Source organism: Streptomyces sp. NPDC079020, from assembly GCF_044542225.1.
Lineage (GTDB): Bacteria > Actinomycetota > Actinomycetes > Streptomycetales > Streptomycetaceae > Streptomyces.
The window spans coordinates 131,454-156,007 of the sequence record NZ_JBITUB010000003.1 but is presented as its reverse complement, the minus strand read 5'-3'; the positions used below and the strand labels follow the sequence as shown (position 1 = coordinate 156,007).

Sequence of the window (24,554 nt, the reverse complement as noted above, 5' to 3'; positions counted from 1 at the left end):
AGCAGGGGGCATCATGCCGCTCGTCAGCACCGGTGAACTCGTCTCGGCCGCACAGGCCGAGGGCCGCGGGATCGCCGCCTTCAACGTCATCACGCTGGAGCACGCCGAAGCCATCGCGACGGGGGCGGAGCGCGCGGGCGCGCCCGCGATCCTCCAGATCTCCGAGAACGCCGTGAAGTTCCACGGCGGCCGGCTCTCCGCCGTCGCCGCCGCGGCCGCCGCCGTCGCCCGCGCCTCCACCGCCCCGCTCGCCCTCCACCTCGACCACGTCGAGTCCGTCGAGCTGCTGCACCGGGCGCACGGGGAAGGCTTCGGCTCGGTGATGTTCGACGCCTCCAAGCTCCCGTACGACGAGAACGTGAAGGCCACCGCGGAGGCCGTCCGCTGTGGTCACGAGCGCGGCCTGTGGATCGAGGCGGAGCTCGGCAAGGTCGGCGGCAAGGAGGGCGAGGCCCCGCTGGACGCGCACGCCCCCGGCGTACGCACCGACCCGGCCGAGGCCGCCGCCTATGTCGCCGGCACCGGGGTGGACGCCCTGGCCGTGGCGGTCGGCTCCTCGCACGCGATGACCGAGCGCACCGCCGCCCTGGACCACGGCCTGATCACCCGTCTGCGTGACGCGGTCCCGGTCCCCCTGGTGCTGCACGGCTCCAGCGGTGTCCCCGACGAGGAGATCCGGCAGGCGGTCACCTCGGGCATGGTCAAGATCAACGTGGGCACGGCCCTGAACACCGCGTTCACCGGCGCGGTACGGGCCTACCTGGCCGAACACCCGACGGGCGTGGACCCCCGCAAGTACCTCGTCCCGGCCCGCGAGGCGATGGCCGGGACGGTGGCGGGCTTCCTGCGGCTGATGGGCTGACGGTCCGCCGGACCTGCGCCCGGACCCGCGCCCGCCGGACCACTGCCACGTGGCGGGAAGCGGGGCCGGAGGCAGGGCGGGAAGCAATACCGGAAGCGGGCCCGGCGACGGAGCGGGAAACGGAGCGGCGCCGCCCCGGCCCCGTCCCGCAGCGGTCGTCTCCGCTGTGGCACGGGCGCCGGAGGCGGCGCCGTCGAACGCTCCGGACGCCCCGGATCACGCCTTGGGCGGGGTGACCTCGACCCAGTCCAGGATCACGTTGCACTGGTTGCCGTCCTCGCACGAGATCTTGATCTCGTTGTCGCCCTTCTGGAGGGTGACCGGCGCCCAGGTGGTCTGCCAGTTCTTCTCCCATTCCGGGTCGGAGGACTTGATGAAGTTCTTCAGCCCGATCGGCTGGGAGTTCGCCTTGCCGTTGACCGTCAGCGTGGCGAAGGCGTCGACCGCCGGAATCGCGTAGCGCACGGTCAGGGCGTACTCACCGGAGTCCGGCATGTTCGCCTTCCAGGTCGCCGAGGCGCCGACCTGGTTGAAGCCCGAGATGTAGGCACCCTCGGCGCCCTGCGCGCCCTTGACCGTCTTCTCGGTCACGGCCGATCCGCCCAGCGTCAGCGTCGCCGCGTCCTGCTTCGGCAGCTCGGCGGGAGCCTCCGGCTCCTTGGACTTCTCGGCCTTCGGGGACTCCGAGACCTCACCGGCGGGCCCCTGCGTCGTCCCGGCCTCGCTCTTCTTCTTGTCGCCGTTGTCACCGTTGACCAGGGCGACGCCGATACCGATGAGCACGACCGCGACCACGGCGACCGCCGCGATCAGCAGAGCCTTGGTGTTGGGGCCGCCCCGGCCGGGACCGCCGTTCCTGCCGCCGCCGTTGCCGCCCTGGCGCGGGACCTGCGCGGTGGGTCCGCCACCGGGATAGGTCTCGGGGGCCGCGTACTGCCCGTTCGGCTGACCGTACTGCGGGGGCTGCTGGCCGTACGCCTGCTGGTGCGGAACCTGCTGCCCGTACTGGCGCTCGCCGACGGTCCGCACCTGGTTGTACGAGGTTCTGGGCACACCGGGCTGCGCGGCCGGACCGGGGTAGCCGTAGCCTCCCTGTCCGGGCGGCTGGGCGCCTGCCGCTTGTCCGTCCGCGTACAGGTAGCCGAACGGATCGTCGTCCTCGGGCTTGCTCGCGCCGTTGTTTCCGGCCGTCATCCCTGGGTCACTCCTCACCATGTCGCCAGCCGTCGCCGACCGGCCGAGCCTACCTTGAACGGAGCACCCGCCGAATTTCCCGTGGCCCCTCCGGCACGGCGGCGCGGGCGGGCTCGGAGCCCGGGAGAAACCGTTCCATGAACGTCAGCCGGCCCTGCGGTGAACCTTCGAACGGGACCGCTTCTCCACGTACATCCGCTGGTCCGCGGAGCGCAGGACCTCTTCCACCGTCATGCCGCACTCGGCCCATCCGATGCCGAAACTCGCCCCGACCCGGACCGCTCTGCCGTCCACCCGGATCGGCGGGATGATGGCGTTCCGCAGGCGTACGGCCAGGTCGGCGGCGTCCGCCGCGCCGAGCCCGTCCGCGAGCACGACGAATTCGTCACCCCCGAGCCGCGCGACGGTGTCCCCGTCGCGCACACAGGTGTTGAGCCGCCGGGCCACCTCGATCAGCACGGCGTCCCCGGTGTGGTGCCCGAAGCGGTCATTGATGGACTTGAATCCGTCGAGGTCGCAGAAGAGGACCGCGAGCCCCTTCGCCCCGTCGTCCTTCTCCTCGTCCGGGGCCGCCGTGTGCACATGGTGGTCGTACGGGCCGACCCCCGGCACCGGCTCCGCCTCGTAGCCGTCGGGCTGGAAGCCCGGCGCCCGGGAGGACTCGACGTCCCCGTACGCCGCGTCCAGCGCCTCGACCGCGGTCGTCGCGGTGGAGTGCGGGCGCTCACAGATCCGGGCACTGAGCCGGGACCGGAGCTCGGCACTGTTGGGCAGCCCGGTGAGCGCGTCGTGCGAGGCACGGTGCGCGAGGTTCAGCTCGTGGCGCTTGCGCTCCTCGATGTCCTCGACATGGGTGAGGAGGAAGCGCGGGCCGTCCGCGGTGTCGGCGACGACGGAGTTGCGCAGCGAGACCCAGAGGTACGTGCCGTCCCTGCGCCCGAGCCGCAGCTCGGCCCTGCCGCCCTCGGCCGATGTACGCAGCAGGGTGCCGATGTCCTCGGGGTGGACCAGGTCGGCGAAGGAGTACCGGCGCAGCACGGAGGCCGGACGGCCCAGGAGGCGGCACAGGGCGTCGTTCGTCCGCAGCAGCCTGCCGTGCTGGTCCCCGCCCATCTCGGCGATCGCCATCCCGCTGGGGGCGTACTCGAAGGCCTGGCGGAACGACTCCTCGCTGGCCCGCAGCGCCTGCTGTTCCCGTTCGAGTCTGACCAGGGCGCGCTGCATATTTGCTCGGAGGCGAGCGTTACTGATCGCAATCGCCGCCTGTGATGCATACATCTGGAGGGCTTCACGCCCCCAGGCGCCGGGGCGGCGCCCGTTGCGCGGGCGGTCGACGGATATGACGCCGAGGAGATCCTGCTTGCCGCCGGACGCGTACATCGGGGCGTACAGCCGGTCCAGGGGGTGCCACTCGTCCTCGAACCGGGGCTCGGGACCCTCGGTGTGCCACTGCGGTACGTCGTCGTCGAGGAGGACCCAGCCCTCGGTGTGGGGTATGAACCGGAGTTCGTCCCAGGACTCCCCCATGGTCAGTCTGCGTTCCCAGGAGGCGCGGGAGCCGACCCGTCCGGTGATCAGGGCTTCCGCGGCGGCGTTGCCCGCGAAGGCCGCGATGACGAGGTCGCCGTCGGGCCGGACGAGGTTCACACAGCCCAGTTCGTAACCGAGACCGGCGACGATGCCGTCGGCCACGGTCTGCAGCGTGTCCGCCAGACTCCGCGCCGTGTTGAGATCAGCGACGGCCTGGTGCAGCTGCCGCATGGTCGCAAGACGAACGTACGGTTCCGACTCGGCCTCCATTGCTCGCACTCCCCGAGACCTCGACAGCAACTCCAGGTTTCATATCGACGTACTTGTTGTAGTGTCACGCTCACTGAATCACAGTGAGCTGTGCACCCGGTACACAGGGTCAACAAATACTGGACTCTGTGACTCAAGTCACAACAGGTGATGAAGGGTTCCCGGTGACTCCCCGGACCCACTCATCGTTTTCTTGAACGCAAATCTGTACGTTGCGCAAACGCCCCGCTCCGGCAGCGTGCCCCCGACGGCCCCCTCCAGTCCTCGTGGTTCCGGAGTCCTAGGACCCGGCTGGTCCCCTGGCCCGATGCGGCCGTCCGCCGTCCGCGGCTAGCGTGCACATGTGTTGCAGACGAAGCCTCCCTCCCCGCGCCCCGAACCCGTCCTCCATGCTGAGGGGGTGAGCAACGACGAGTTCCGGGCCGCCCTCGCGCGGCTGGCCGCAGGAGTGGTGCTGGTCACCGCGCAGGAACCACCGCTCGACGAGCACGGCCGGGGCGAGGACGTCGGGATGACCGCGACCGCCTTCATGTCGGTCTCCCTGGACCCGCCGCTGGTGCTGGTGAGCCTGCGCAACGACTCCCGGATGGACGACCTGCTCGCGGAGCAGCCGCTCTGGGCCGTCTCCGTACTGGCGGGCAGCCAGCGGCACATCGCGGGCCGGTTCGCCATGAAGGGCCGGATCAGCGACCGGCTGCTCTTCGAGGACATCCCCTACGTCCGGGGAGAGGTCACGAACGCCCCCCTGGTCGGCGGAGCGCTCGCGACCCTGGAGTGCCGTACGGAACAGCGCGTCCCGGCCGGTGACCACACGCTGGTGATCGGACGGGTGATGACGGCGGCCCTGCCGAGCCCGGACGGCGAACCGCTGTCGTACTTCAGGGGGCGCTACCGCCAGCTGGACTGAGGCCGACCGGGCTGGATGTCGACCGGGCTGAGCGCTGACCGGGCTGGGGCCTGGCCGGGCTGGATGTCGACCCGCCTGGGTACTGACCGGGCTGGGGCCCGGCTGGGCTGGGCTGGGTATCGGTCGGCCGGAGGCTGACCGGTTGCCGACCGGACCGGGGCCCGGCTCGGCCGGGTACCGGCCGGAATTGCGCTGGGGTCCGGGAAGGGCGGCGTCGCTACCAGTCGCGGCCCGAGCGCCCGCGCTTCGTGTCCCCTCGCTGCTTCTTCTCCCGCAGCCTGCGCTCATTGATCCCGCGCGGAATCCTGCTCTTGCGGCGCGGCTTGGGCGGCGGCGCCGTGGCCTCGGCGAGCAGGGAGGCGAGCCGTACGGCGGCCGTCTCGCGGTTGCGCCACTGGGAGCGGTGCTCGGAGGCCCGTACCGCCACCACGCCGTTGACCAGCCGGCCCGCCAGCCGCTCCAGCGCCCGCGCCTTCCACACCTCGGGCAGCGCCTCGGTCGCCGCCAGGTCGAAGCGCAGCTCCACCTGGGAGTCGCTGGTGTTGACGTGCTGGCCGCCGGGCCCGGAGGACCGCGAGAAACGCCACATGAGCTCGGCCTCCGGCAGGGAGACCGAACCGCGGATGACATAGGGCCCGGACATGACACCCATGTTCCCTGCCCCGCAGCCCCCGCGTCACCTTCTTTTGCCATACCCGTGCGACACATCGCGCCGGGATTCCGGCAAAGAAAGTAAAGGGACCAGGAACCTCGTGGTCCGTTGCCTGCGTTATGACGGGTGACGGTAGCTTTCGTGATGGCACGAAGCCCGTACACGACGAGGAAAGGGACTTCCCATGGCAGTAAGCCTGTCCAAGGGCGGCAACGTCTCGCTCACCAAGGAGGCACCGGGCCTTACCGCCGTCACGGTCGGCCTCGGCTGGGACGTCCGCACCACCACCGGCACCGACTTCGACCTCGACGCCTCGGCGATCGCGGTCAACCCGGCGGGGAAGGTCGTCTCCGACGGCCACTTCGTCTTCTTCAACAACAAGTCGACGCCGGACCAGACCATCGTCCACACCGGTGACAACGTCACGGGCCAGGGCGAGGGCGACGACGAGCAGATCAACGTCAACCTGGCGGGTCTGCCGGCCGACGTGGACAAGATCGTCTTCCCGGTCTCCATCTACGACGCCGAGAACCGCAGCCAGAATTTCGGCCAGGTCCGCAACGCGTTCATCCGCATCATCAACCAGGCCGGCGGCACCGAGCTCGCCCGCTACGACCTGAGCGAGGACGCCGCCACCGAGACCGCCATGGTCTTCGGCGAGCTCTACCGCAACGGTGCCGAGTGGAAGTTCCGCGCCGTCGGCCAGGGCTACGCCTCCGGCCTGCGCGGTATCGCCCAGGACTTCGGCGTCAACCTCTGACGCTTTCCTGACCGTTCCACGGGAGCCCCCGGCCACCACCCCGGCTGGGGGCTCCCGTGCGCCCGCGGGCAACGGCGGCGGGGGGCGTGTGCCGTCGGCGCCGGCGGGAAAGCCGCGCCCTCCGCGCCGACGGCGGGGGCGCGGAGGGCGGCGCGTAGGGTGCGCCGCATGATCATCGAACCGCTGGGCCTCGGCGCGGCGCCCCACGACATCCCCGGTCCGCTGCTCACCGAACTCACCGCGCTCTACGCGTCCAACCGGGCGTTCCAGCAGCTGAGCGGAGACTTCCCGGACCCGGACGACATCCGCCCCGAGCAGGTCGCCGCCGCGCTCGCGGACGAACTGGCCCACCCCGGCGCCGAGGTGCTGCTCGCCCGCGCCGGCGGCGCCCTCGTCGGCGTCGCCGTGACGCTCGCCCACCATCCGGACCCGGCCGACCCGGACCCGTGGATCGGGCTGCTGATGGTCGACGCCGGGCAGCACCGCTCCGGGTACGGGCGGCAGCTTGCGCGGCTCGTGGAGGACCGCTTCCGTGCGGCGGGGCGCGACGGCGTACGGATCGCGGTCCTGGAGAACAACCCCCGGGCGCTCGCCTTCTGGACCGCGCTCGGCTACGAAGTCATCGGCCATCGGCCGGACCGTCAACTGGGCCGCCCCTGCGCGGTCCTGCGCACATCGCTGCACCCTCCCAAGTCCACCGAATAACGGACACACAGGTATCCCAGTCGGACAAGAACTGGTCAAAAACTTGTGAGGCATTTGTCAGCACACCGTCAAAGACGGTCATTCGGTGGCACGCTCTCCGCTCGTAGTCCCCCCACAGGACGACCAACGGAGAACACAGATGAACCCCCACATGAACACCCGTCGCGCGGCAGCACTCGCGGCGGTCGCCGCCATGGTGGTCGCGGGCGTGCAGGCCGGTTCCGCCGTCGCCACTCCCGGCGGCAGCGACTCCTCCTCGCGTACGGCATCCGTCTCCGCCGCCGCGCTCGGCGTGAACACCGCGGCGCAGCGCGGAACGGCCATCAAGTCCGCCCAGGCGGACGCGGCTTCGGCGGCCGAGACCCTCGGACTGGGCAGCCGGGAGAAGCTGATCGTCCGTGATGTGATCAAGGACGCCCGGGGCACGGTGCACACCCGTTACGAGCGCACCTACGCCGGACTGCCGGTCCTCGGCGGCGACCTGGTCACCCACATCGCGGGCAACGGCAAGCTCAAGAGCGTCGACAAGGCGACCAAGGCCCCGATATCGGTGCCGTCGATCACTCCGAAGGTGAAGAGCGCCGCCGCCGCGCGCAAGGTGATCTTCGCGGGCAGCGGCACGCCCGTCCTCGCGTTCGAGACCGTGAAGACCGGTGTGCAGAAGGACGGCACGCCCAGCAAGCTGCACATCATCACGGACGCCATGACCGGCAAGAAGCTGCACTCGTTCGAGGCCATCGAGACCGGCACCGGAAACAGCCAGTACAGCGGTGAGGTCGAACTGACCACCACCCAGGGCGGCTCCGGCTTCGAGCTCACCGACGGCGAGCGCGGCGGCCACAAGACGTACGACCTCAACCAGGGCGAGAGCGGCACCGGCGACCTCGTCACCGACGACGACGACACCTGGGGCGACGGCACCGGCAACGACCGCCAGACCGCCGCGGTCGACGCCCACTACGGCGCCGCGAAGACCTGGGACTTCTACAAGACCGCGCTCGGCCGCGACGGCATCGCGGGCGACGGCAAGGCCGCCTACTCCCGGGTCCACTACGGCGACGCGTACGTCAACGCGTTCTGGGACGACAGCTGCTTCTGCATGACGTACGGCGACGGGGCCGACAACAAGAGCGCCCTCACCGCCCTCGACGTCGCCGGCCACGAGATGAGCCACGGTCTGACCGCGGCCACCGCCAACCTGGACTACTTCGGCGAGTCCGGCGGCCTCAACGAGGCGACCAGCGACATCCTCGGCACCTCGGTGGAGTTCTTCGCGGACAACACCACGGACGCCGGGGACTACCTGATCGGCGAGAAGATCGACATCAACGGCGACGGCACCCCGCTGCGCTACATGGACAAGCCCAGCAAGGACGGCGGCTCGGCCGACTACTGGGACTCCAGCGTCGGTGACCTGGACGTGCACTACTCGTCCGGTGTCGCGAACCACTTCTTCTACCTGCTGTCCGAGGGCAGCGGCGCCAAGACGATCAACGGCGTCGACTACGACTCGCCGACCTCCGACGGCTCGACGGTCACCGGCATCGGGCGCGAGAAGGCCTACCAGATCTGGTACAAGGCCCTCTCCGTCTACATGACCTCCTCCACCGACTACGCGGGCGCGCGCGTCGCGACCGAGAAGGCGGCGACCGACCTGTTCGGCGCGGACAGCGCCGAGCTCAAGGCCGTGGGCGACGCATGGAGCGGCGTCAACGTCAAGTGAAGTGATGCGGGACAGTCAGCGGCCGCTCCACGGCTGTTGAGTGCGTGACATGCGGTGGGAGCCGGTCAGCCCTCGGGCGGCCGGCTCTCGCCGTACAGCCAGGTGTCCCACAGCTCCGTCAGGTCCTGCCCGCTCTCCTCCTCCACGTACGCGGTGAAGTCCTCGGTGGAGGCGTTGCCGTGCCGGTGGGCCTTCGCCCATCCGGCGATCAGGCCGAAGAACGCCTCGTCGTCGTCCAGCGCCAGCCGGATCTCGTGGATGACCATCGCCCCGCGCCCGTACACCGGAGGCTCGGAGAGATCGGCGGCGGACGGCGGTTCGGCGGGCGGGAAGGCCCAGTTGTCGTCGTCCTCGAAGGCCTCGTCGAAGCTGTCCTGGGCCGGGATGTCCTCGTAGTCCTCCAGCCAGATCCACTCCGCGTACGTCGCGAAGCCCTCGTTGAGCCACATGTCCTGCCAGGTCCTGGGCGTGACGGAGTTCCCGAACCACTGGTGGGCCAGCTCATGGACGAGGAGCCCGGTGTCGGGCGGGCCCGGGAAGTACGGCCGGTTCTGGGTCTCCAGGGCGTACCCGGCGTCGTCCCGGCGGTCGATGACCGCGCCGGTGGAACTGAAGGGGTACGGGCCGAAGTTCTCCGCCCCCCACTCCATGACCTCGGCGATCCGGCCCAGGACCGGGGCGCTCTCCTCCGCCACCTTCGGGTCCACGGCCGTGAACACCGCGACGCCGTCCGCGGTGACGGACTCCTTCGTGTCGAACTTCCCGATGGCGACGGTAGCCAGATAGCTCGCCATGGGCTCGGGCGTGTGCCAGCTGAACGTGGTGCGGTCGCCGGCCGTGCGACGTGAGGTCAGCTCCCCGTTGGAGACGGCCGTCAGCCCCTTCGGCACGGTGACCTCGATGTCGTACGAGGCCTTGTCGCTCGGGTGGTGGTTGCCGGGGAACCAGGCCGGGGAGCCGGCCGGTTCGCCCAGCGCGACCGAACCGTCCGCCGTCCGCAGCCAGCCCTCCTCGGACCCGTCCGCGTCGGTGATGGTCAGCGGGGAGCCCGAGTAGCGCACGACCGTGCGGAACGTACGGCCCTTGCGCAGCCGGTCCTCGACAGCGGCGGCCGGACGCAGCGTCAGCTCCTTGCCCGCCCGGTTGACGGCGGCCGGGCGCCCCTCGACGGTGGCGCTCTCCACGTCGAGCCCGGCGAGGTCGAGATGGAAGGCGCTGAGGTCCTGGGTGGCGCGGGCGGTGATCTCGGCCGTCCCCCGCAGCCGGTGAGCGACGGGGTCGGCGTCGAGCTTCAGGCCGTAGTGGGTGACGTCGTAGCCGCCGTTGCCGAGCCTGGGGAAGTACGGGTCGCGCAGCCCGGCGGCGCCGGGGGTGCCGCTCACCCCGCCGCCGCCGGCCGTGCAGGCGGAGCCGAGAACGGCGAGCGCCAGGGTCAGTGCGGCGGCGGGCACGGTGCGCCGTACGGGGGTTCGCCGCACCTCGGACGGAGGCCGCCGTGCCGGGGGCTGCCGTGCCGGTGTTCGCCCTGGCGGGGTTCGCTGATCCACACCGGTAATCCTATGTGCGGAATGTCGGAGTCGGCGGGCGGTCAGAGGACGGCGATGCCCAGGGGACGTTCACCCGCGTCGATCCGGACCGGTGCGGCGTACCCGTCCCCGTCGTCGTGGAGGCCGACGACGGTGATGCCGTTCCAGTAGCCGTCGCGGGTGAAGCCCCCCGTGACGTACGCCGTACGGCCGTCCCGCGACACCGCCACGTCCTCGTGCGGCCCCTCCAGCGGAACGATGCGCTCCGCGCCGTCCGGGGAGCGGACGGTGAGGGAGGGGTCCTCGCCGTCGGCGGCGACCGGGCCGGTGCCGACGACGAGGAGGGTGCCGTCGGGGGCGAGGGCCGCTCCGTGCTGGTGCGTGCCGGCGGTCATCCGCTCGATCGCCACCGTGCCGGTGCGCGGGTCCAGGACCGCGAGCCGCTCGCCCTCGAACGGCAGGAGCAGCTTCCCGTCCGCCGGGCGTACGACGGCGTAGTGCGGCTTCAGCCAGGAGCCGGGACCGCCCTCGGTGCCGTACGGGGCGACCTCCGTCCGCCGCGGCTCCAGCGTCCTCGTGTCCACCGTCGTCACATCGAAGGAGTCGTGGCCGGTGGCGTACACCTCACGGCCGTCGGGCGAGACGTCCACGTCGAAGGGGCGGCGGCCGACGGGCACGGTGGCGGTCACCTCGCGGGTCGCGGTGTCGATGATCTCCAGCGTCCCGTTGCCGCCGGGGACGTTGACGCCGACATAGACGTGACTGCCGTCGGGGGCGAGGGCGATGCCCATGCCGCCGCCCCGGTACTCGCCGGTCGTGACCGGGCCGCTCTCCGTCCCGTACGGGACGAGGGCCGACCGGGTCCGGGTCGCGGTGTCGATGACGGCGACCCCTTCCGCGGTCGCCACCCAGGCCCGCCCGTCCTTCCCGACGGCGAGCCCGTACGGGGCGGTGCCGGCCTTCACCTCGGCGATCGGGCCGCGGCCCCTGCCGGGCCCCGGGTCGACGAACGTCACGGTGTCGCTGCCGAAGTCGGCGACGAGGAGGGTGCCGCGCGGGGTCCTGCCGGGTGCGGCCGGGGCGGGCGAGGCGGAGCCCGTCGCCGCACCGGACGAGCCGGTCGACGAGCCGGGTGCCGTGCCGGCCGACCGCTCGCCCGCCGTGCCCTCGGCCCTCCCCGTCGCGTCGGCCGCGCATCCGGCGAGCACGGCGGCGGCCGCGAGGACCAGTACCGCCCGGCGGACGCCCTTCCCGGCGCCCTTCCCGGCGGTCCGCGCGCTCTCGCCGGTCACCGGTCGTCCCGGAGCAGTGCCACGATCTCCGCGAAGCCGCGCCGTTCGGCGTGCTCCAGGGCGGTGACGCCGTCGCCGTCCGGCAGACCGGGTGTGGCACCGGCCGCCAGCAGCAGCTCCACGATCTCCTGGTGCGCCCGGCCGCCGTCACCGAGGATCACGGCTTCCAGCAGGGCGGTCCAGCCGAGCCGGTTGACGTGGTCGACGTCGATGTCCGTGGCCCGGAGCACCTCCCGCACGTACGCGACATGGCCCCGTTCGGCGGCGGGGATGAGCGAGATGCCGCCGAACCGGTTGCGCAGCGTCAGATCCGGGCCCGCCGGAAGCAGCACACGCAGCATCGCGACACTTCCGGTCACACCGGTGGCCAGCCAGGGGCTGTCCTCGCGCCGGTCCTGGGCATCGGGGTCGGCGCCCGCCGCCACCAGCAGCCGGGCCGCTTCCACATGGTCGCCGAGGACGGCGAGGAGCAGCGGGGTGCGCAGTTCCCCGTCGCGGGCGTCGACGCGTGCGCCGACCCCGATCGCGGTCCGCACCCCGTCGGTGTCGCCGGTGCGTGCGGCGGTGAGCAGGTCGTGATCGGGGGCGTTCATGCGTCTCTCCGTACGTGCGTGGGTGCGGTTACTTGGCGAGTGCGGCGACGCCCGCCCGGGCGAACTTCTCGTCGAGGTCGCCGCTGGGGGCGCCGGCCACGCCGATGCCCGCCACCGGGGCACCCTTGACCTGCACCGGGGCACCGCCCGCGAGGAACAGGGTGCCAGGGATGTCCTTCAGGTTCGGGGCCTGCTCCAGGCGCTTGGCCAGCTCGGAGGTGGGCGCGTTCCAGGAGACGGCGGTGTACGCCTTCTTCACGGCCGACTCGGGGGACTGCGGGCCCGCGCCGTCGCCGCGCAGCGTCACGATGGTGTTGCCGTTGCGGTCGACGACGGCGACGGAGACGCGCTGGTTCTCCTTCTGCGCGGCGTCGAGGGTGGCCTGCGCGGCCTTGGTGGCGGCGGCCACGGTCAGGTGGGTGCTCTGCTGGAGGTTCCGGTTGGCGGTGTCGGCCTTGACGGCGGCGGCGGGGGCGGCGGCCGGAGCGGAGGCGTTCGCGGACATCGCGCCGAAGGTTCCGGCACCCAGGGCGGCGGCGGCAACGGCACCGGTCAGGACGCGGGTGCGCAGCGACATCTTCTTCATGGTGGGCTCCTTGGTGGTTCCGCCGGCCCCGGGGGCTCCGGTGGCTCTGCGGGGGCGAGCGGGCCGGTCGCCGTTTCGCTCTGCTGTCGATCCTCCGGCCGGATCCGGGGCCGTGCCGTCGGCATACCGGCTGGAGCGGACGCGCGGCTCGGCCGACGGCCCCATCGGCCGATCGGTTGATGCGGGGGTGGTCGCTTCGGGTCACCATGGAGAGGTCTGCGCAGGTCAGCAGAGGTCGCCAGCGGTCAGCAGAGGCCGGCGGAAGACGGCTGAGGCCGACGGGAGGCCGGCAGGGGCCTGCGGGAGTCGGCGGCGGCCGGCAGCGGCGTTGCGGGAGTCGGCGGAGGTCTGCGGGCCGTCCGCCGGGTCCATCGGTCATCGGCAGGAAGTGCGAGGTACGAGGTGCAGCAGCACGGCGGGCCGACGCCCCCCGGGCGGTACGCCGCCGAGCCCGGCCCCGGCCCGGATGCCGGCCGGTACGCCGCCGGCTCCGACCCCGATCCCGACGCGCGATGGCTCGCGCTCCTCATGCACGCCGCGTTCTTCCTGCTGCTCGGCGCCTCGCTCAGCCGGTTCCTGATGCGGCATCCGGGCGAGGACCGCACACCGTGGGTCATCGCGCTGTCGGTCACCCTCGCCGTGCTCTACCTTCTGGGTCCCGTCCTCGGCTCGCGCCCGACACCCCGCAGGCTGACCTGGCTCGGGGTCCTCGTCGTCGTGTGGATGGTGCTGGTCGTTCTCGCGCCGAGCTTCGCGTGGTGCGCGGTCCCGCTGTTCTACACGGGGCTGCGGCTGCTTCCGCCGCGCGCCGCGATCGCCCTGGTCATCCTGCTGACCGCGTTCGTGGTCGCCGCGCAACTGCGGCTGGCGACGGGCTTCGACCCGAACCTGGTGCTCGCCCCGCCCGCCGTCGCGGCCGTGGCCACCGCCGTCTTCGTCCATATGCAGCGTCAGGCCGTACGCCAACGGGAACTGGCCGCACGGCAGCGCGAACTGATCGACGACCTGCTGCGCACACGGCGCGAACTGGCCGCCACCGAACGCCGCGAAGGCACCCTCGCCGAACGCCAGCGGCTCTCCATGGAGATCCACGACTCCCTCGCACAGGGTCTCTCCAGCCAGCAGATGCTGCTCCAGGCCGCCGACCGCACCTGGGACAACGACCCGGCCGCAGCCCGCCGCCACGTCCGGACGGCGACCGGCATCGCGGAGCGCAATCTCGCCGAGGCCCGCCGCTTCGTCCACGATCTGGCCCCGGCCGACCTGGCGGAGGGCGGCGGCCTGGAGGCGGCCCTTTACGCGCTCGCGGCCCGTGAGACGGCTCAGACGCAGGGCACGCTCGCCGTCCGCTGCCATGTGGAGGGCACCGCGCACACCCCGCTGCCGGACCGGGTGCAGTCGGCGCTGCTGCGGATCGCCCAGGGCGCCCTGGCGAACGTACGGGAGCACGCGGGGGCGACCGCGGCCGGGCTGACCCTGACGCACCTGGGCGACCGGGTGGTCCTCGACATCGCCGACAACGGACGCGGCTTCAGCCCGCCCGCTCCGGGGCTCCGCCCGCCGGCCGGGGTGCGCGGGCACGGGCTGCCCGCGATGCGGGCCCGGGTACGGCAGCTCGGCGGAACGCTCACCATCGAGTCGGCACCGGGCGAGGGGACGGTGCTGTCGGCGGCGGTCCCCCTCACCCCCGCACCGCGGAACACCCCCGCACCGCACGTCCCGCAGGCCCCGCCAGCACCGCAGAACACCCCGGAGGAACCCGCATGACCGCGACCGTACGCATCCTGCTCTGCGACGACCACGCCGTCGTACGCGCCGGGCTGCTCGCCCTGCTCGGCAGCGAACCGGACATCGAGGTCGTCGGCGAGGCGGGCAGCGGCGAGGAGGCCGTCGCCCTGGCCGCCAGGCTCGCCCCGGACGTCGTCCTGATGGACCTCCAGCTGGGCGCGGGCATCGACGGTGTCGAGGCCACCCGCAGGATCACCGCGGCCGGCTCCGGGCCGGGAGCCAGGACCGCGCACGTGCTGGTGCTCACGACGTACGACACGGACGCGGACATCACCCGCGCGATCGAGGCGGGAGCCACGGGCTATCTGCTGAAGGCCGAACGCCCGGAGGAACTGTTCGCCGCGATCCACTCGGCGGCCCAGGGCCGCACGACGCTCTCCCCGCCGGTGGCCAGCCGGGTCATGGCCCGGATGCGCAAACCGCTGCCCACCCTCACCGAGCGCGAACTCGACATCCTGGGCCAGCTCTCGCAGGGGCTCGGCAACCGGGACATCGCCCGCGCCCTGTTCATCAGCGAGGCCACGGTCAAGACCCACCTGGGCCGCATCTACGACAAGCTCGGCGTCGACACCCGGGCGGGCGCGGTCGCCGTGGCGAAGGAACAGCGGCTGCTGCCGTAGCCCACCCGATCGTGTCGGTCCCCCGTCAGCGGGCATGACACCATCGACCACGTGCTCGACATCGGCTACTCCCTCTCCCGGCGCTTCCCGGACCCCCCGCAGACCGACTACCGCCGCGCGGACGTCCATGCCCTGCGGCACGATCTGTTCTCCGGTGACGTCTACCTCGCGGACACCAAGGCGGACCGTGAGGTGTCCACAGCCTGGGGATGGGTTCCGGTGCTCGACTTCGCGTGGGCGCTGTGCGACATCGTCGAGCGGATCGACCAGGACCCGCGGGGCAACCGCTCGCACCGTGAGCAGTACGCCGAGCTGGACTTCACCGAGTCCACGGACCGCATGATGTTCGCGCGCCGTTTCGGCTGGGTCGACGTCGAGGCCGACTGGATGCCCGGCGACGAACCGCCGCTCACCTTCAGCCACTCCCTCCTGCGGCGCGAAGCCCGCGACTTCCTGCACGACCTGATCGCCGACCTGGGCGACATGCACGACGGACTCACCGAGAACCCCGTGATCTGGGACCTCCAGGCACGCTTCCCCCGTCTGTGACCCCCCGCGGGCCGCGCGACCGCCCGGCCCGCGGCAGCCTCACGCCTCCACCCGCACCCCGATCTGCGCGGCGAACGCGGGTGCCAGCTCCATCAGCTGCGCCGGGCTGATCACCGCACCCGCCAGCCGCTCCACACCCCGGGCGATATCCAGCTCGGCGACCGTTCGCAGGTCCACCGACTCCATCCGCACGGAACTGAAGTCGACCCGCTTCAGCACACAGTCCCGGAACTCCACCCGCGCCAGCTGCGCCTCACCGAAGTCCGGCTCGGACAGCACACAGCCCTCGAAGACGACGTCCTTCAGCCGGGCCTTCCGCAGATTCAGGTAGTCGATCTTCCCGCCGCGCACCACCACCCGCTCCAGCACCGCGCCGTGCAGCTGCACCCCGCCCAGCCGGGCGTCCACGATCTCCACGTCCCGCAGCGAAGCCCCCGCGAGGTCGGTGCCCACACCCCGTACCCCCGTGAGCACGGAGTCCAGGAAGCGCGCTCTGACCAGCTCCGTACGGTCCAGGGCGCAGCCGTCCAGCGCGCAGTCCATGAAGCGGGCCCCCGGACCCGCCTGGTCGGCGAGATCCACCGCGTCGAACCGCACACCGTCGTAGTCCCCGTCCGGCTCCAGCCCCGCCCCGTCGTACGGAACGAGCGGCGGCAGCCGCACCTCCGGCCGACGGGCCGCCATCAGGGTGTCCTTCTTGCCTCTGGTCCTGCCCGCACTTCCTGCCATGGCCCCATCGTGACGCACACCACCGACAACGCCCGCCCGGGTGCCACGGACCGCCACCGGGAGGCGGGCGGGAACCGGGGTTGACCTCAAGAGCGCTTGAGGTCACAGAGTGGGGAGCGCTCGCAGCAGACCACTCCGGGGAGACCACCATGCAAGCCATCCGCCTCCACGCCTTCGGCCCCGCCGACAACCTGGTCCACGAATGGGCCGAGGACCCCCGGCCCGGCCCCGGCCAGGTACGGATCGCCGTAGCCGCGGCCGGCGTGCACCTCCTCGACGCCGCCCTGCGCGAGGGCATGACCGGCCCGTACGCGGCCGCCGCGGAACTGCCCACGATCCCGGGCCGGGAGGTCGCCGGAATGGTCGAGTCGCTCGGCGAGGGCACCGACCCCGCGTGGCTCGGCAAGCGCGTCGTCGTCCACATCGGCATGGCCCCCGGTGGCTACGCCGAACTCACGGTCGCCGACGCCGACCGGCTCCACGAGATCCCGCCCGGACTCGACGAGGCCGCCGCCGTCGCCATGATCGGCACGGGCCGCACGACCCTCGGCATCCTCGCGTTCACCGAACTGGGCCCGGAATCCGTCGTCATCATCCCCGCCGCGGCGGGCGGCATCGGCACCCTGCTCGTGCAGTACGCCAAGAACGCCGGAGCCACCGTGATCGGCCTCGCGGGCGGCCCCGCCAAGGTCGCCCGGGTCGAGGCCAACGGCGCCGACCTCGCCGTCGACTACACGCTCCCCGACTGGCCCGCCCGGGTCCGCGCCCATCTGGACACGATCGGCCGCCGCGCCACCGTCGTCTACGACTCCGTCGGCGGGGTCACCGCCCGCGCCGCCGTCGACCTGCTCGGCAAGGGCGGGGCGCACATCGTGTTCGGCTGGTCCGGCGAGGACCTCCACAAGGGCGGCCCGCTCACCTTCACGCCCGGGGAGATCGCCGAACGCGGCATCACGTCCGAGAGCGTGCTCGGCCCCACCATGATCCAGAAGGGCGGCGGACTGCGTGCCCTGGAGACCCTGGCCCTCGCCGAGGCGGCGGCCGGCCGACTGCGCCCCTCCGTCCAGCGCTACCCGCTCGCCGAAGCGGCCGCGGCCCACCGCGCCATGGAGACCCGCGGCACGATGGGCAAGGTCGTCCTGGAGCCGTAGAACCGGAGAGCCGGAGAGACGTCCCGGAGCCGGAGAACCGAAGAACCGAAGCCGGGACCGGAACCAGAACCGGAACACCGGAACCGGAGAACCGGTGCCGGTGCCGGTGCCGGTGCCGGTGCCGGAACCGGTGCCGGTGCCGGAACCGGTGCCGGAACCGGAACCGGAACCGGAACAGGCGCGGGAGCAGTCAGCCCGCGCCGAGCTCCGCCAGCGCCCCGTCCGTCAGCCGGTACACCGTCCACTCGTCCTGCGGCCGCGCGCCCAGCGACTCGTAGAAGGCGATGGACGGGGCGTTCCAGTTCAGCACCGACCACTCCAGGCGCTCGTAACCCCGCTCCCGGCAGATCCGCGCCAGTTCCGTCAGCAGCGCCTTCCCGTGACCGCCGCCGCGCCGCTCCGGACGTACGTACAGGTCCTCCAGGTAGATGCCGTGCACCCCGCGCCAGGTCGAGAAGTTGAGGAACCACAGCGCGAACCCGACCACCTCGCCCTCGCCGTCACCCGCGCCGCCGTCCGCCACCGCGACATGCGCGTACGCGGCGGGCCGGTCGCCGAACAGGGCCTCGTGCAACTGCTCCTCGGTGGCGTTCGCCTCGTCGAGGGCCTTCTCGTACTCGGCCAGTTCGCGCACCATGGCGTGGATGACCGGGACATCGGCGGGGGTAGCGGTACGAATCATGGGGGCAGCGTAAACAGGCGCCGGCGCCGGCCCCACCCCGGTCCGCCCCGCACCGGCCAGGCCCGCCCTGTACCGGCCAGGCCCGCCGGTCCCGCCCCGCTCGCCGCCTATCCCCGGCGCGCCAGCAGTTGCCGGGCGATCTCCGCGTGGTCCCCGGACAGCCGCCGATGCCCGCCCTCGATCGCCCACAGACCGTTCTGCAGCACCCGGCCGAGCGTCCAGGCCCGCGCACGTGCCCGGTCCCCTTCCATGCCCAGCGCCTCCGTCAGCGCGTCGAACCGCCACCCCACCTCCGCCGCGTCGAACCGGTTGTCCAGCGCCGGGAACAGCTCGAAGCCGGGGTCCCCGGCCAGCGGTTTCGGGTCCAGCGCCACCCACGCGTCGGCCCGGCCCGACTCCGCCCGGCCGGCCAGGATGTTGTCGTAGTGCAGGTCCCAGTGGAGCAGCCGGCCGCCCGGCTCGCCCGCCACCTCCCGTACCGCCGCCGCGCAGTCGGTCAGCAGCCGGCGCTCCGACTCCTCCGCCAGTGCCCCGACCGCGCCCGGCACCTCGTCCAGCATCCGCGCCGTGATGTCCCCGAGCCCGCGCAGCCCGTCCGGCGCCGGTACGGCGGTGAGCCGGGCCAGTACCTCCGCGAGGATGAGCACCGCCTCGCGCGCGTCCGCCACGGCCGACAGCGGGCGGCGCTCGTCCAGCCGCTCCAGCAGCAGCGTGCCGGTCACCGGGTCATGGCCGAGCAGCCCCACCGCACCGGCCCCCGCCGCGCCCCACACCCGCAGCGCGAGCGGCTCCCCCGCCGTCTCCTCGTCCGGGAGCTGAAGCTTCAGCGCGGCCGGGCACCCGTCCGCCTCCCGCACCACGGGCAGCACCAGTGCGCACATGCCGGACATCGACGCGCCGTCCCGCCGCAGCCCCCACTCCTCCAGGAAGCGGGCGGCCAGCCCCGGCAGCGCGGCGATGAACGCCCGCCCGGCCTCCCCGTTGTACGTGGACCGGGTATCGATCAGCTCATCCGGAATGTCGATCACGCTCCGGATCGTAGGCCGTGGGTCAATCGGGCATGCCCCGAAACCACAGGCCGGGCCACGGGCGGGCCGACGCCACCGGCACCACGGCCACCCCCGGCCCCGGCCCCGGCCCCACGAAAACCACCACCGCCCGCACCGCCCTCACCGCCGTCCGCCGCTGGGTCACCGGTGCCCCGGGCACGTACCTCTGGCTGGCGGTCCTCTTCGCCACCACCGTCGTCGTGCACCGGATGTCACCGGGTTTCGAGGAGGACTTCCTGCGCCGGCGCTCGACCAACATCCACGAGCTGTCGCAGAACCCGGTCCGGGTCCTCGTCTCCAGCGCCCTGTGGATCGACGGCGGCCGATGGCTCCCGTACGCCGTGCTGTTCACCGTCTTCCACGCCACCGCCGAACACTGGCTCGGCACCCTGCGCTGGCTCGGCGTGGCCGCCGCCGCCCACATCCTCGCCACCCTGGTCAGCGAGGGCGTCCTGGCCTGGGCGATCCGGCACGGGCACGCACCGCAGTCCGCGGTCAACACCCTGGACATCGGGGTCAGTTACGCGCTCGCTGGCGTCGTGGCCGTCCTCACCTACCGGGTCCCGCCGCCCTGGCGGCACGTGTACGCCTTCGCCGTCCTCGTCTTCTACGGCATCCCGCTCGTCACCGGCCGCACCTTCACCGACCTGGGCCACTTCACCGCCGTACTGATCGGCCTCGCCTGTTACCCGCTGACCCGCAACCCGCCGGGTTCGCGCACCGCGCACAAGACGAAAGCCCCGGTCGCGCAGTAACGTCCCGTCACACACAGTCTCGGCGCACAGCGGACACCTCAGGGGCATCATGAGCACCGTCAGTACCGTCAACGGCGGCATATCGTTCTGGTACGCGCAGGAGGGCACTCCAGCCCCCCGCGAACCCCTGCCCGGCGACGCGACCGCGGACGTCTGCATCGTCGGCGGCGGATACACCGGACTTTGGACGGCGTACTACCTCAAGAAGGCCGTCCCGTTCCTCAACATCACCGTGCTGGAAGCCAGGTTCTGCGGCTACGGCGCCTCCGGGCGCAACGGCGGCTGGCTCTACAACGGCATCGCGGGACGCGACCGGTACGCGAAGCTCCACGGCCACGACGCGGCGGTCCGGCTGCAGAAGGCGATGAACGACACCGTCGACGAGGTCATCAGCGTCGCCACCGACGAGAACATCGACGCCGACATCCACCGGGGCGGCGTCCTGGAAGTGGCCCACACCCCGGCGCAGCTCGCCCGCCTGAAGGACTTCCACTCCGTGGAGATCGCGTTCGGCGAGACGGACCGCGTGCTGCGCGGCGCCCGCGAGACCGCCGAACGCGTCAAGGTCACCGGGGCGGTCGGCTCCACCTGGACCCCGCACGGCGCGCGGCTGCACCCGGCCAAACTGGTCAAGGGGCTCGCCGGCACCGTGGAGGCCCTCGGCGTCACGATCCACGAGTCGACACCCGTCACCGAGATCAAGGCCAAGCACGCCATCACCCCGTACGGCACGGTCCGCGCGCCCTACATCCTGCGCTGCACCGAGGGCTACACGGCGAATCTCAAGGGCCAGAGACGCACCTGGCTCCCGATGAACTCCTCCATGATCGTCACCGAACCGCTGCCCGCGTCCGTCTGGGACACCATCGGCTGGGAGGGCCGCGAAACGCTGGGCGACCTGGCGCACGCGTACGTCTACGCCCAGCGCACCGCCGACGGCCGTATCGCTCTGGGCGGCCGGGGCGTGCCCTACCGCTACGGCTCCGCCGCGGCGCGTGCCGACGACACGGCCCGCACCCGGCCCGCCACCGTCGAGGCCCTCCGCGACCTCCTGGTCCGCTTCTTCCCCACCACGGCGGGCACCCGCATCGACCACACCTGGTCCGGCGTCCTCGGCGTCCCCCGCGACTGGTGCGCCACCGTCACCCTGGACCGCTCCACCGGCCTCGGCTGGGCGGGCGGCTACGTCGGCTCCGGCGTGGCCACCGCCAACCTCGCCGCCCGCACCCTGCGCGACCTGATCCAGCAGGACTCCGGCCAGGCGGGCCCCACCGAACTGACCGGCCTGCCCTGGGTCGGCCACAAGGTCCGCCGCTGGGAACCGGAACCCTTCCGGTGGCTCGGCGTCCACGGCATGTACGCCGCCTACCGCGCCGCCGACCGCCGGGAGTCGTCCTCCCCGCGGCTCGCCACCGACCCGCTCGCCAGGGCGGCGGACCGGATCGCGGGACGGGGCTGAGCCGTCCGCAAGTCCGCCCGGACCATCCGCACCGGACAGTGCGGGCCGCAGTCCGACGAGCCGTCACGGATCCCGCCCATCCGGCACGCGTCCCTCCCTACGGTCGCACTCGATGAGACACACGCCACTATGCCGCGTTTGCACATAACCCGCGTATGCAATTATTGTCGTCGCTCATAAGGCGCCACCGCAACACTCCCCCACGCGGCATCGAGAAGAGAACGTCATGCATTCCACCCCCACCCTCACCCTGAACAACGGCGTCACCATGCCGCAGCTCGGCTTCGGCGTCTTCCAGGTCCCCGACGAGGAGACCACCGCCGCCGTCGGCACCGCCCTCGAAGCCGGATACCGCAGCATCGACACCGCCGCGATCTACGGCAACGAGCGGGGCGTCGGCCGGGCACTCGCCGAGTCCGGCCTCGCCCGCGACGAACTGTTCGTCACCACCAAGCTCTGGAACGCCGACCAGGGCTACGACGCGGCACTCACCGCCTTCGACACCTCCCTGGACAAGCTGGGACTCGACCACGTCGACCTGTACCTGATCCACTGGCCGACCCCCGCCCGGGACCTCTACACCGACACCTGGCGCGCCTTCGAGAAGCTGCTCGCCGACGGCCGCACCCGGGCCATCGGCGTCTCCAACTTCCAGCCCGCGCACCTGGAGCGCCTGCTCGCCGACGCCTCGGTCGTCCCCGCGGTCAACCAGGTGGAGCTCCACCCGGGCCTCCAGCAGCGCGAACTGCGCGCATTCCACGCCCGCCACGGCATCGCCACCGAAGCCTGGAGCCCCCTCGCCCAGGGCGCCGTACTCCAGGACGAGGCGGTCACCTCGCTCGCCGCCCGGCACCACAGGAGCCCGGCCCAGATCGTCCTGCGCTGGCACCTCCAGCTCGGCAACGTGGTCATCCCCAAGTCGGTCACCGAGGCCCGCATCCGCGAGAACCTCGACATCTTCGACTTCGAGCTCTCCCCCCAGGACCTGGACACCCTCGCCACCCTGAACCGCGACATGCGCACCGGCCCGGACCCCGACACCCTCAACTGACACCACCGGCCCGACCACCACACACCGCACCCGCGCAACACAAAGGCCCAGCTCAGAGCACATCCGAGCTGGGCCTTCACCGAGCCCCCTGTCGGATTCGAACCGACGACCTACGCATTACAAGTGCGTTGCTCTGGCCAACTGAGCTAAGGAGGCGTGCCGGAGCAGTGTATCCAACGACGCGCGGGGACCGGACGGGATATTCCGGGTGACCAGGACTACTGACAGATTCGAAAACGCCAGGTAGCGTCACCTCGGGCCCACTCAAGTGGACCAGACCACTCCCTTACTCGGATCGTCCGGCACGTTCCTGCCGGTTGAGGAGAAGAATCAGCATGGCCAGTGTCACGTTCGACAAGGCGTCCCGCGTCTACCCCGGCTCCACGAAGCCGGCCGTGGACCAGCTCGAGATCGACATCGCGGACGGCGAGTTCCTCGTCCTCGTCGGTCCCTCCGGTTGTGGCAAGTCGACCTCCCTGCGCATGCTCGCGGGTCTTGAGGACGTCAACGGCGGCGCGATCCGCATCGGTGACCGCGATGTCACGCACCTGCCGCCCAAGGACCGGGACATCGCCATGGTGTTCCAGAACTACGCGCTCTACCCGCACATGTCCGTCGCGGACAACATGGGCTTCGCGCTCAAGATCGCCGGTGTGAACAAGACCGACATCCGGGCGAAGGTCGAAGAGGCCGCCAAGATGCTGGACCTCACCGACTACCTGGACCGCAAGCCGAAGGCGCTCTCCGGTGGTCAGCGTCAGCGTGTCGCGATGGGCCGTGCCATCGTGCGTGAGCCGCAGGTCTTCCTCATGGACGAGCCGCTGTCGAACCTCGACGCCAAGCTCCGTGTCTCGACCCGTACGCAGATCGCGTCGCTCCAGCGCCGCCTGGGCATCACCACCGTCTACGTCACCCACGACCAGGTCGAGGCCCTCACCATGGGCGACCGGGTCGCGGTCCTCAAGGACGGGCTGCTCCAGCAGGTCGACTCGCCGCGCAACATGTACGACCGCCCGGCGAACCTCTTCGTGGCCGGCTTCATCGGCTCCCCCGCCATGAACCTGATCGAGGTCCCGATCACCGACGGTGGCGTGAAGTTCGGCAACAGCGTCGTCCCGGTCTCCCGCGAGGCGCTCACCGCCGCCGCGGACCGCGGCGACACGACCGTCACGGTCGGCATCCGCCCCGAGCACTTCGACATCGTCGAGCACGGTGGCGCCGCCGCGAAGTCGCTGACCAAGGACTCCTCGGACGCCCCGGCCGGCCTGGCCGTCTCGGTCAACGTCGTCGAGGAGCTCGGCGCCGACGGCTTCGTCTACGGTGCCGCGCAGGTCGGTGGCGAGCACAAGGACCTGGTCGTCCGCGTCGGCGGCCGCGCCGTTCCGGAGAAGGGCACCGAGCTGCACGTCGTCCCGCGCCCGGACGAGCTGCACGTCTTCGCGACCTCGACCGGTGAGCGCCTCACCGGCTGATCACGCACGCCGTACGCACGGCCCCGCATCCTTCGAGGGTGCGGGGCCGTTCGCGTCGCACGCGGCGTGTTCACGTTTCGTTCGCGGATGGCTCGAAATACCCTGCCGGATGAGACATTTCACCCCGGTCCGTCAACCGTTAATTCGAATGACCATCTCGAACCATCCCTCACATGAGTGACGGAATGTCGTCAATTCATCACTCCCCGCTACGCTCGCCTGCGTGACCCACACCGCGCGCCGAATCGGCCGAACCCTCGCTCTCGTCCTGCCCGTCGTCATGGTTCTCTCAGGAACCCTCGCGGTGACCCGCGTGCCGTGGGCGGCGCAGAACAACGAATCCCCGTTGCTGGCCGCCGCCTCGGAGACCATCTCCAAGCGCGCCAAGCCGCGTGCCCCGCAGGACATCCTGCGCGACAGGCTGCTCGTGGAACTCCAGGAGGAGGACCCGGCCGCCGCGCTGACCGATCTCCAGCGCGCCGTCGAGCAGCGCCCCTCGCTCGCCCAGCACTGCATGTCCATCGCCAAGGCACTGGGCAAGGCGGCCGTCGAGCAGTACGGCCCGACGCGCGCCCACCGCTTCTCCCGCCCGGTCTGCGACACCTCGTTCGCCTCGGGTGTTGCACAGTTCAGCTGAGCCGGACCGTAC

The 24,554-nt window shown here is 71.8% G+C and carries 24 protein-coding genes and 1 tRNA gene; 14 read left to right on the top strand and 11 right to left on the bottom strand.

All coding sequences use genetic code 11. The features are described 5' to 3' along the window. Positions 1-13: 13 nt before the first annotated feature. The gene (locus ACIGJO_RS07830) at positions 14-862 is read left to right on the top strand and encodes a ketose-bisphosphate aldolase (protein WP_399953658.1); all 849 of its coding nucleotides are present in this window, start codon (positions 14-16) and stop codon (positions 860-862) included. A 216-nt stretch (positions 863-1,078) separates the two neighbouring features. Here ACIGJO_RS07830 and ACIGJO_RS07825 read toward each other — a convergent pair whose 3' ends face one another. Next, the gene (locus tag ACIGJO_RS07825) at positions 1,079-2,056 is read right to left on the bottom strand and encodes a CBM35 domain-containing protein (protein ID WP_399953655.1); all 978 of its coding nucleotides are present in this window, start codon (positions 2,054-2,056) and stop codon (positions 1,079-1,081) included. A gap of 144 nt (positions 2,057-2,200) precedes the next feature. Beyond that, entirely contained in the window at positions 2,201-3,856 is a 1,656-nt protein-coding gene (cdgB, locus tag ACIGJO_RS07820; RefSeq protein WP_399953651.1) for a diguanylate cyclase CdgB, read from the bottom strand. Positions 3,857-4,256: 400 nt separating this feature from the next. Between cdgB and ACIGJO_RS07815 the strand changes: the two genes are divergently transcribed. After that, positions 4,257-4,763: a flavin reductase family protein gene (locus ACIGJO_RS07815; protein ID WP_399953648.1), complete on the top strand. Its 507-nt coding sequence runs from the start codon at positions 4,257-4,259 to the stop codon at positions 4,761-4,763. A 217-nt stretch (positions 4,764-4,980) separates the two neighbouring features. On the opposite strand, the gene arfB is transcribed toward ACIGJO_RS07815, so the two are convergent. Continuing rightward, positions 4,981-5,415, bottom strand: a complete 435-nt coding sequence (gene arfB, locus ACIGJO_RS07810) for an alternative ribosome rescue aminoacyl-tRNA hydrolase ArfB (RefSeq protein ID WP_266932128.1) — start codon at positions 5,413-5,415, stop codon at positions 4,981-4,983. Positions 5,416-5,599: 184 nt separating this feature from the next. Between arfB and ACIGJO_RS07805 the strand changes: the two genes are divergently transcribed. From ACIGJO_RS07805 to ACIGJO_RS07795, 3 genes are all read left to right on the top strand, one after another. Beyond that, positions 5,600-6,175, top strand: coding sequence for a TerD family protein (locus tag ACIGJO_RS07805; protein WP_326678823.1), 576 nt, complete (start codon positions 5,600-5,602; stop codon positions 6,173-6,175). A gap of 168 nt (positions 6,176-6,343) precedes the next feature. Then, positions 6,344-6,880 carry a GNAT family N-acetyltransferase gene (locus tag ACIGJO_RS07800; protein ID WP_399953645.1) on the top strand — a complete coding sequence of 179 codons (537 nt, stop codon included), beginning with the start codon at positions 6,344-6,346 and terminating at the stop codon, positions 6,878-6,880. 139 nt (positions 6,881-7,019) lie between these two features. Beyond that, a complete protein-coding gene (locus ACIGJO_RS07795) occupies positions 7,020-8,603 on the top strand; it encodes a M4 family metallopeptidase (protein ID WP_399953642.1) in 1,584 nt (527 codons plus the stop codon). Between the two features lie 65 nt (positions 8,604-8,668). Here ACIGJO_RS07795 and ACIGJO_RS07790 read toward each other — a convergent pair whose 3' ends face one another. From ACIGJO_RS07790 to ACIGJO_RS07775, 4 genes are all read right to left on the bottom strand, one after another. Next, entirely contained in the window at positions 8,669-10,081 is a 1,413-nt protein-coding gene (locus tag ACIGJO_RS07790) for a M1 family metallopeptidase (RefSeq protein WP_399954514.1), read from the bottom strand. A 110-nt stretch (positions 10,082-10,191) separates the two neighbouring features. Continuing rightward, entirely contained in the window at positions 10,192-11,421 is a 1,230-nt protein-coding gene (locus ACIGJO_RS07785; RefSeq protein WP_399953639.1) for a YncE family protein, read from the bottom strand. Continuing rightward, on the bottom strand, positions 11,418-12,014 hold the full coding sequence (locus tag ACIGJO_RS07780; protein WP_399953636.1) for an ankyrin repeat domain-containing protein: 597 nt from the start codon (positions 12,012-12,014) through the stop codon (positions 11,418-11,420). The genes ACIGJO_RS07785 and ACIGJO_RS07780 overlap by 4 nt, the downstream gene beginning before the upstream one ends. 28 nt (positions 12,015-12,042) lie before the next feature. Beyond that, positions 12,043-12,600 carry a heme-binding protein gene (locus ACIGJO_RS07775; protein WP_399953633.1) on the bottom strand — a complete coding sequence of 186 codons (558 nt, stop codon included), beginning with the start codon at positions 12,598-12,600 and terminating at the stop codon, positions 12,043-12,045. A 402-nt stretch (positions 12,601-13,002) separates the two neighbouring features. Between ACIGJO_RS07775 and ACIGJO_RS07770 the strand changes: the two genes are divergently transcribed. The 3 genes from ACIGJO_RS07770 to ACIGJO_RS07760 are packed head-to-tail and all read left to right on the top strand — an operon-like array spanning position 13,003 to position 15,557. After that, a complete protein-coding gene (locus ACIGJO_RS07770; RefSeq protein WP_399953630.1) occupies positions 13,003-14,367 on the top strand; it encodes a sensor histidine kinase in 1,365 nt (454 codons plus the stop codon). Beyond that, the gene (locus ACIGJO_RS07765; RefSeq protein ID WP_399953627.1) at positions 14,364-15,008 is read left to right on the top strand and encodes a response regulator; all 645 of its coding nucleotides are present in this window, start codon (positions 14,364-14,366) and stop codon (positions 15,006-15,008) included. Before ACIGJO_RS07770 ends, ACIGJO_RS07765 begins: the two co-directional genes overlap by 4 nt. 51 nt (positions 15,009-15,059) lie before the next feature. Then, a complete protein-coding gene (locus ACIGJO_RS07760) occupies positions 15,060-15,557 on the top strand; it encodes a hypothetical protein (protein WP_266932142.1) in 498 nt (165 codons plus the stop codon). Between the two features lie 39 nt (positions 15,558-15,596). On the opposite strand, the gene ACIGJO_RS07755 is transcribed toward ACIGJO_RS07760, so the two are convergent. Next, a complete protein-coding gene (locus ACIGJO_RS07755) occupies positions 15,597-16,286 on the bottom strand; it encodes a pentapeptide repeat-containing protein (protein ID WP_399953625.1) in 690 nt (229 codons plus the stop codon). Between the two features lie 149 nt (positions 16,287-16,435). Here ACIGJO_RS07755 and ACIGJO_RS07750 point away from each other — a divergent pair, with 149 nt between their 5' ends. Continuing rightward, positions 16,436-17,437: a zinc-binding dehydrogenase gene (locus ACIGJO_RS07750; RefSeq protein WP_399953622.1), complete on the top strand. Its 1,002-nt coding sequence runs from the start codon at positions 16,436-16,438 to the stop codon at positions 17,435-17,437. A 190-nt stretch (positions 17,438-17,627) separates the two neighbouring features. On the opposite strand, the gene ACIGJO_RS07745 is transcribed toward ACIGJO_RS07750, so the two are convergent. Beyond that, a complete protein-coding gene (locus tag ACIGJO_RS07745; protein WP_399953619.1) occupies positions 17,628-18,119 on the bottom strand; it encodes a GNAT family N-acetyltransferase in 492 nt (163 codons plus the stop codon). 107 nt (positions 18,120-18,226) lie between these two features. Beyond that, entirely contained in the window at positions 18,227-19,147 is a 921-nt protein-coding gene (locus tag ACIGJO_RS07740) for an aminoglycoside phosphotransferase family protein (RefSeq protein ID WP_399953616.1), read from the bottom strand. A gap of 32 nt (positions 19,148-19,179) precedes the next feature. Here ACIGJO_RS07740 and ACIGJO_RS07735 point away from each other — a divergent pair, with 32 nt between their 5' ends. The 3 genes from ACIGJO_RS07735 (at position 19,180) to ACIGJO_RS07725 (ending at position 22,433) form a co-directional block, all read left to right on the top strand. Beyond that, positions 19,180-19,923 (top strand): rhomboid-like protein, encoded by a 744-nt coding sequence (locus tag ACIGJO_RS07735; protein WP_399953614.1) that lies wholly within the window; start codon positions 19,180-19,182, stop codon positions 19,921-19,923. Positions 19,924-19,972: 49 nt separating this feature from the next. Continuing rightward, positions 19,973-21,382: an NAD(P)/FAD-dependent oxidoreductase gene (locus ACIGJO_RS07730; protein WP_399953611.1), complete on the top strand. Its 1,410-nt coding sequence runs from the start codon at positions 19,973-19,975 to the stop codon at positions 21,380-21,382. Between the two features lie 226 nt (positions 21,383-21,608). After that, positions 21,609-22,433 carry an aldo/keto reductase gene (locus ACIGJO_RS07725; protein ID WP_399953608.1) on the top strand — a complete coding sequence of 275 codons (825 nt, stop codon included), beginning with the start codon at positions 21,609-21,611 and terminating at the stop codon, positions 22,431-22,433. Between the two features lie 82 nt (positions 22,434-22,515). On the opposite strand, the gene ACIGJO_RS07720 is transcribed toward ACIGJO_RS07725, so the two are convergent. Then, positions 22,516-22,589: transfer RNA gene (locus ACIGJO_RS07720), tRNA-Thr, on the bottom strand. Positions 22,590-22,768: 179 nt separating this feature from the next. Between ACIGJO_RS07720 and ACIGJO_RS07715 the strand changes: the two genes are divergently transcribed. Further along, positions 22,769-23,905 (top strand): ABC transporter ATP-binding protein, encoded by a 1,137-nt coding sequence (locus ACIGJO_RS07715; RefSeq protein ID WP_399953605.1) that lies wholly within the window; start codon positions 22,769-22,771, stop codon positions 23,903-23,905. Positions 23,906-24,128: 223 nt separating this feature from the next. Beyond that, entirely contained in the window at positions 24,129-24,542 is a 414-nt protein-coding gene (locus ACIGJO_RS07710) for a hypothetical protein (protein ID WP_399953602.1), read from the top strand. Positions 24,543-24,554 lie beyond the last annotated feature (12 nt).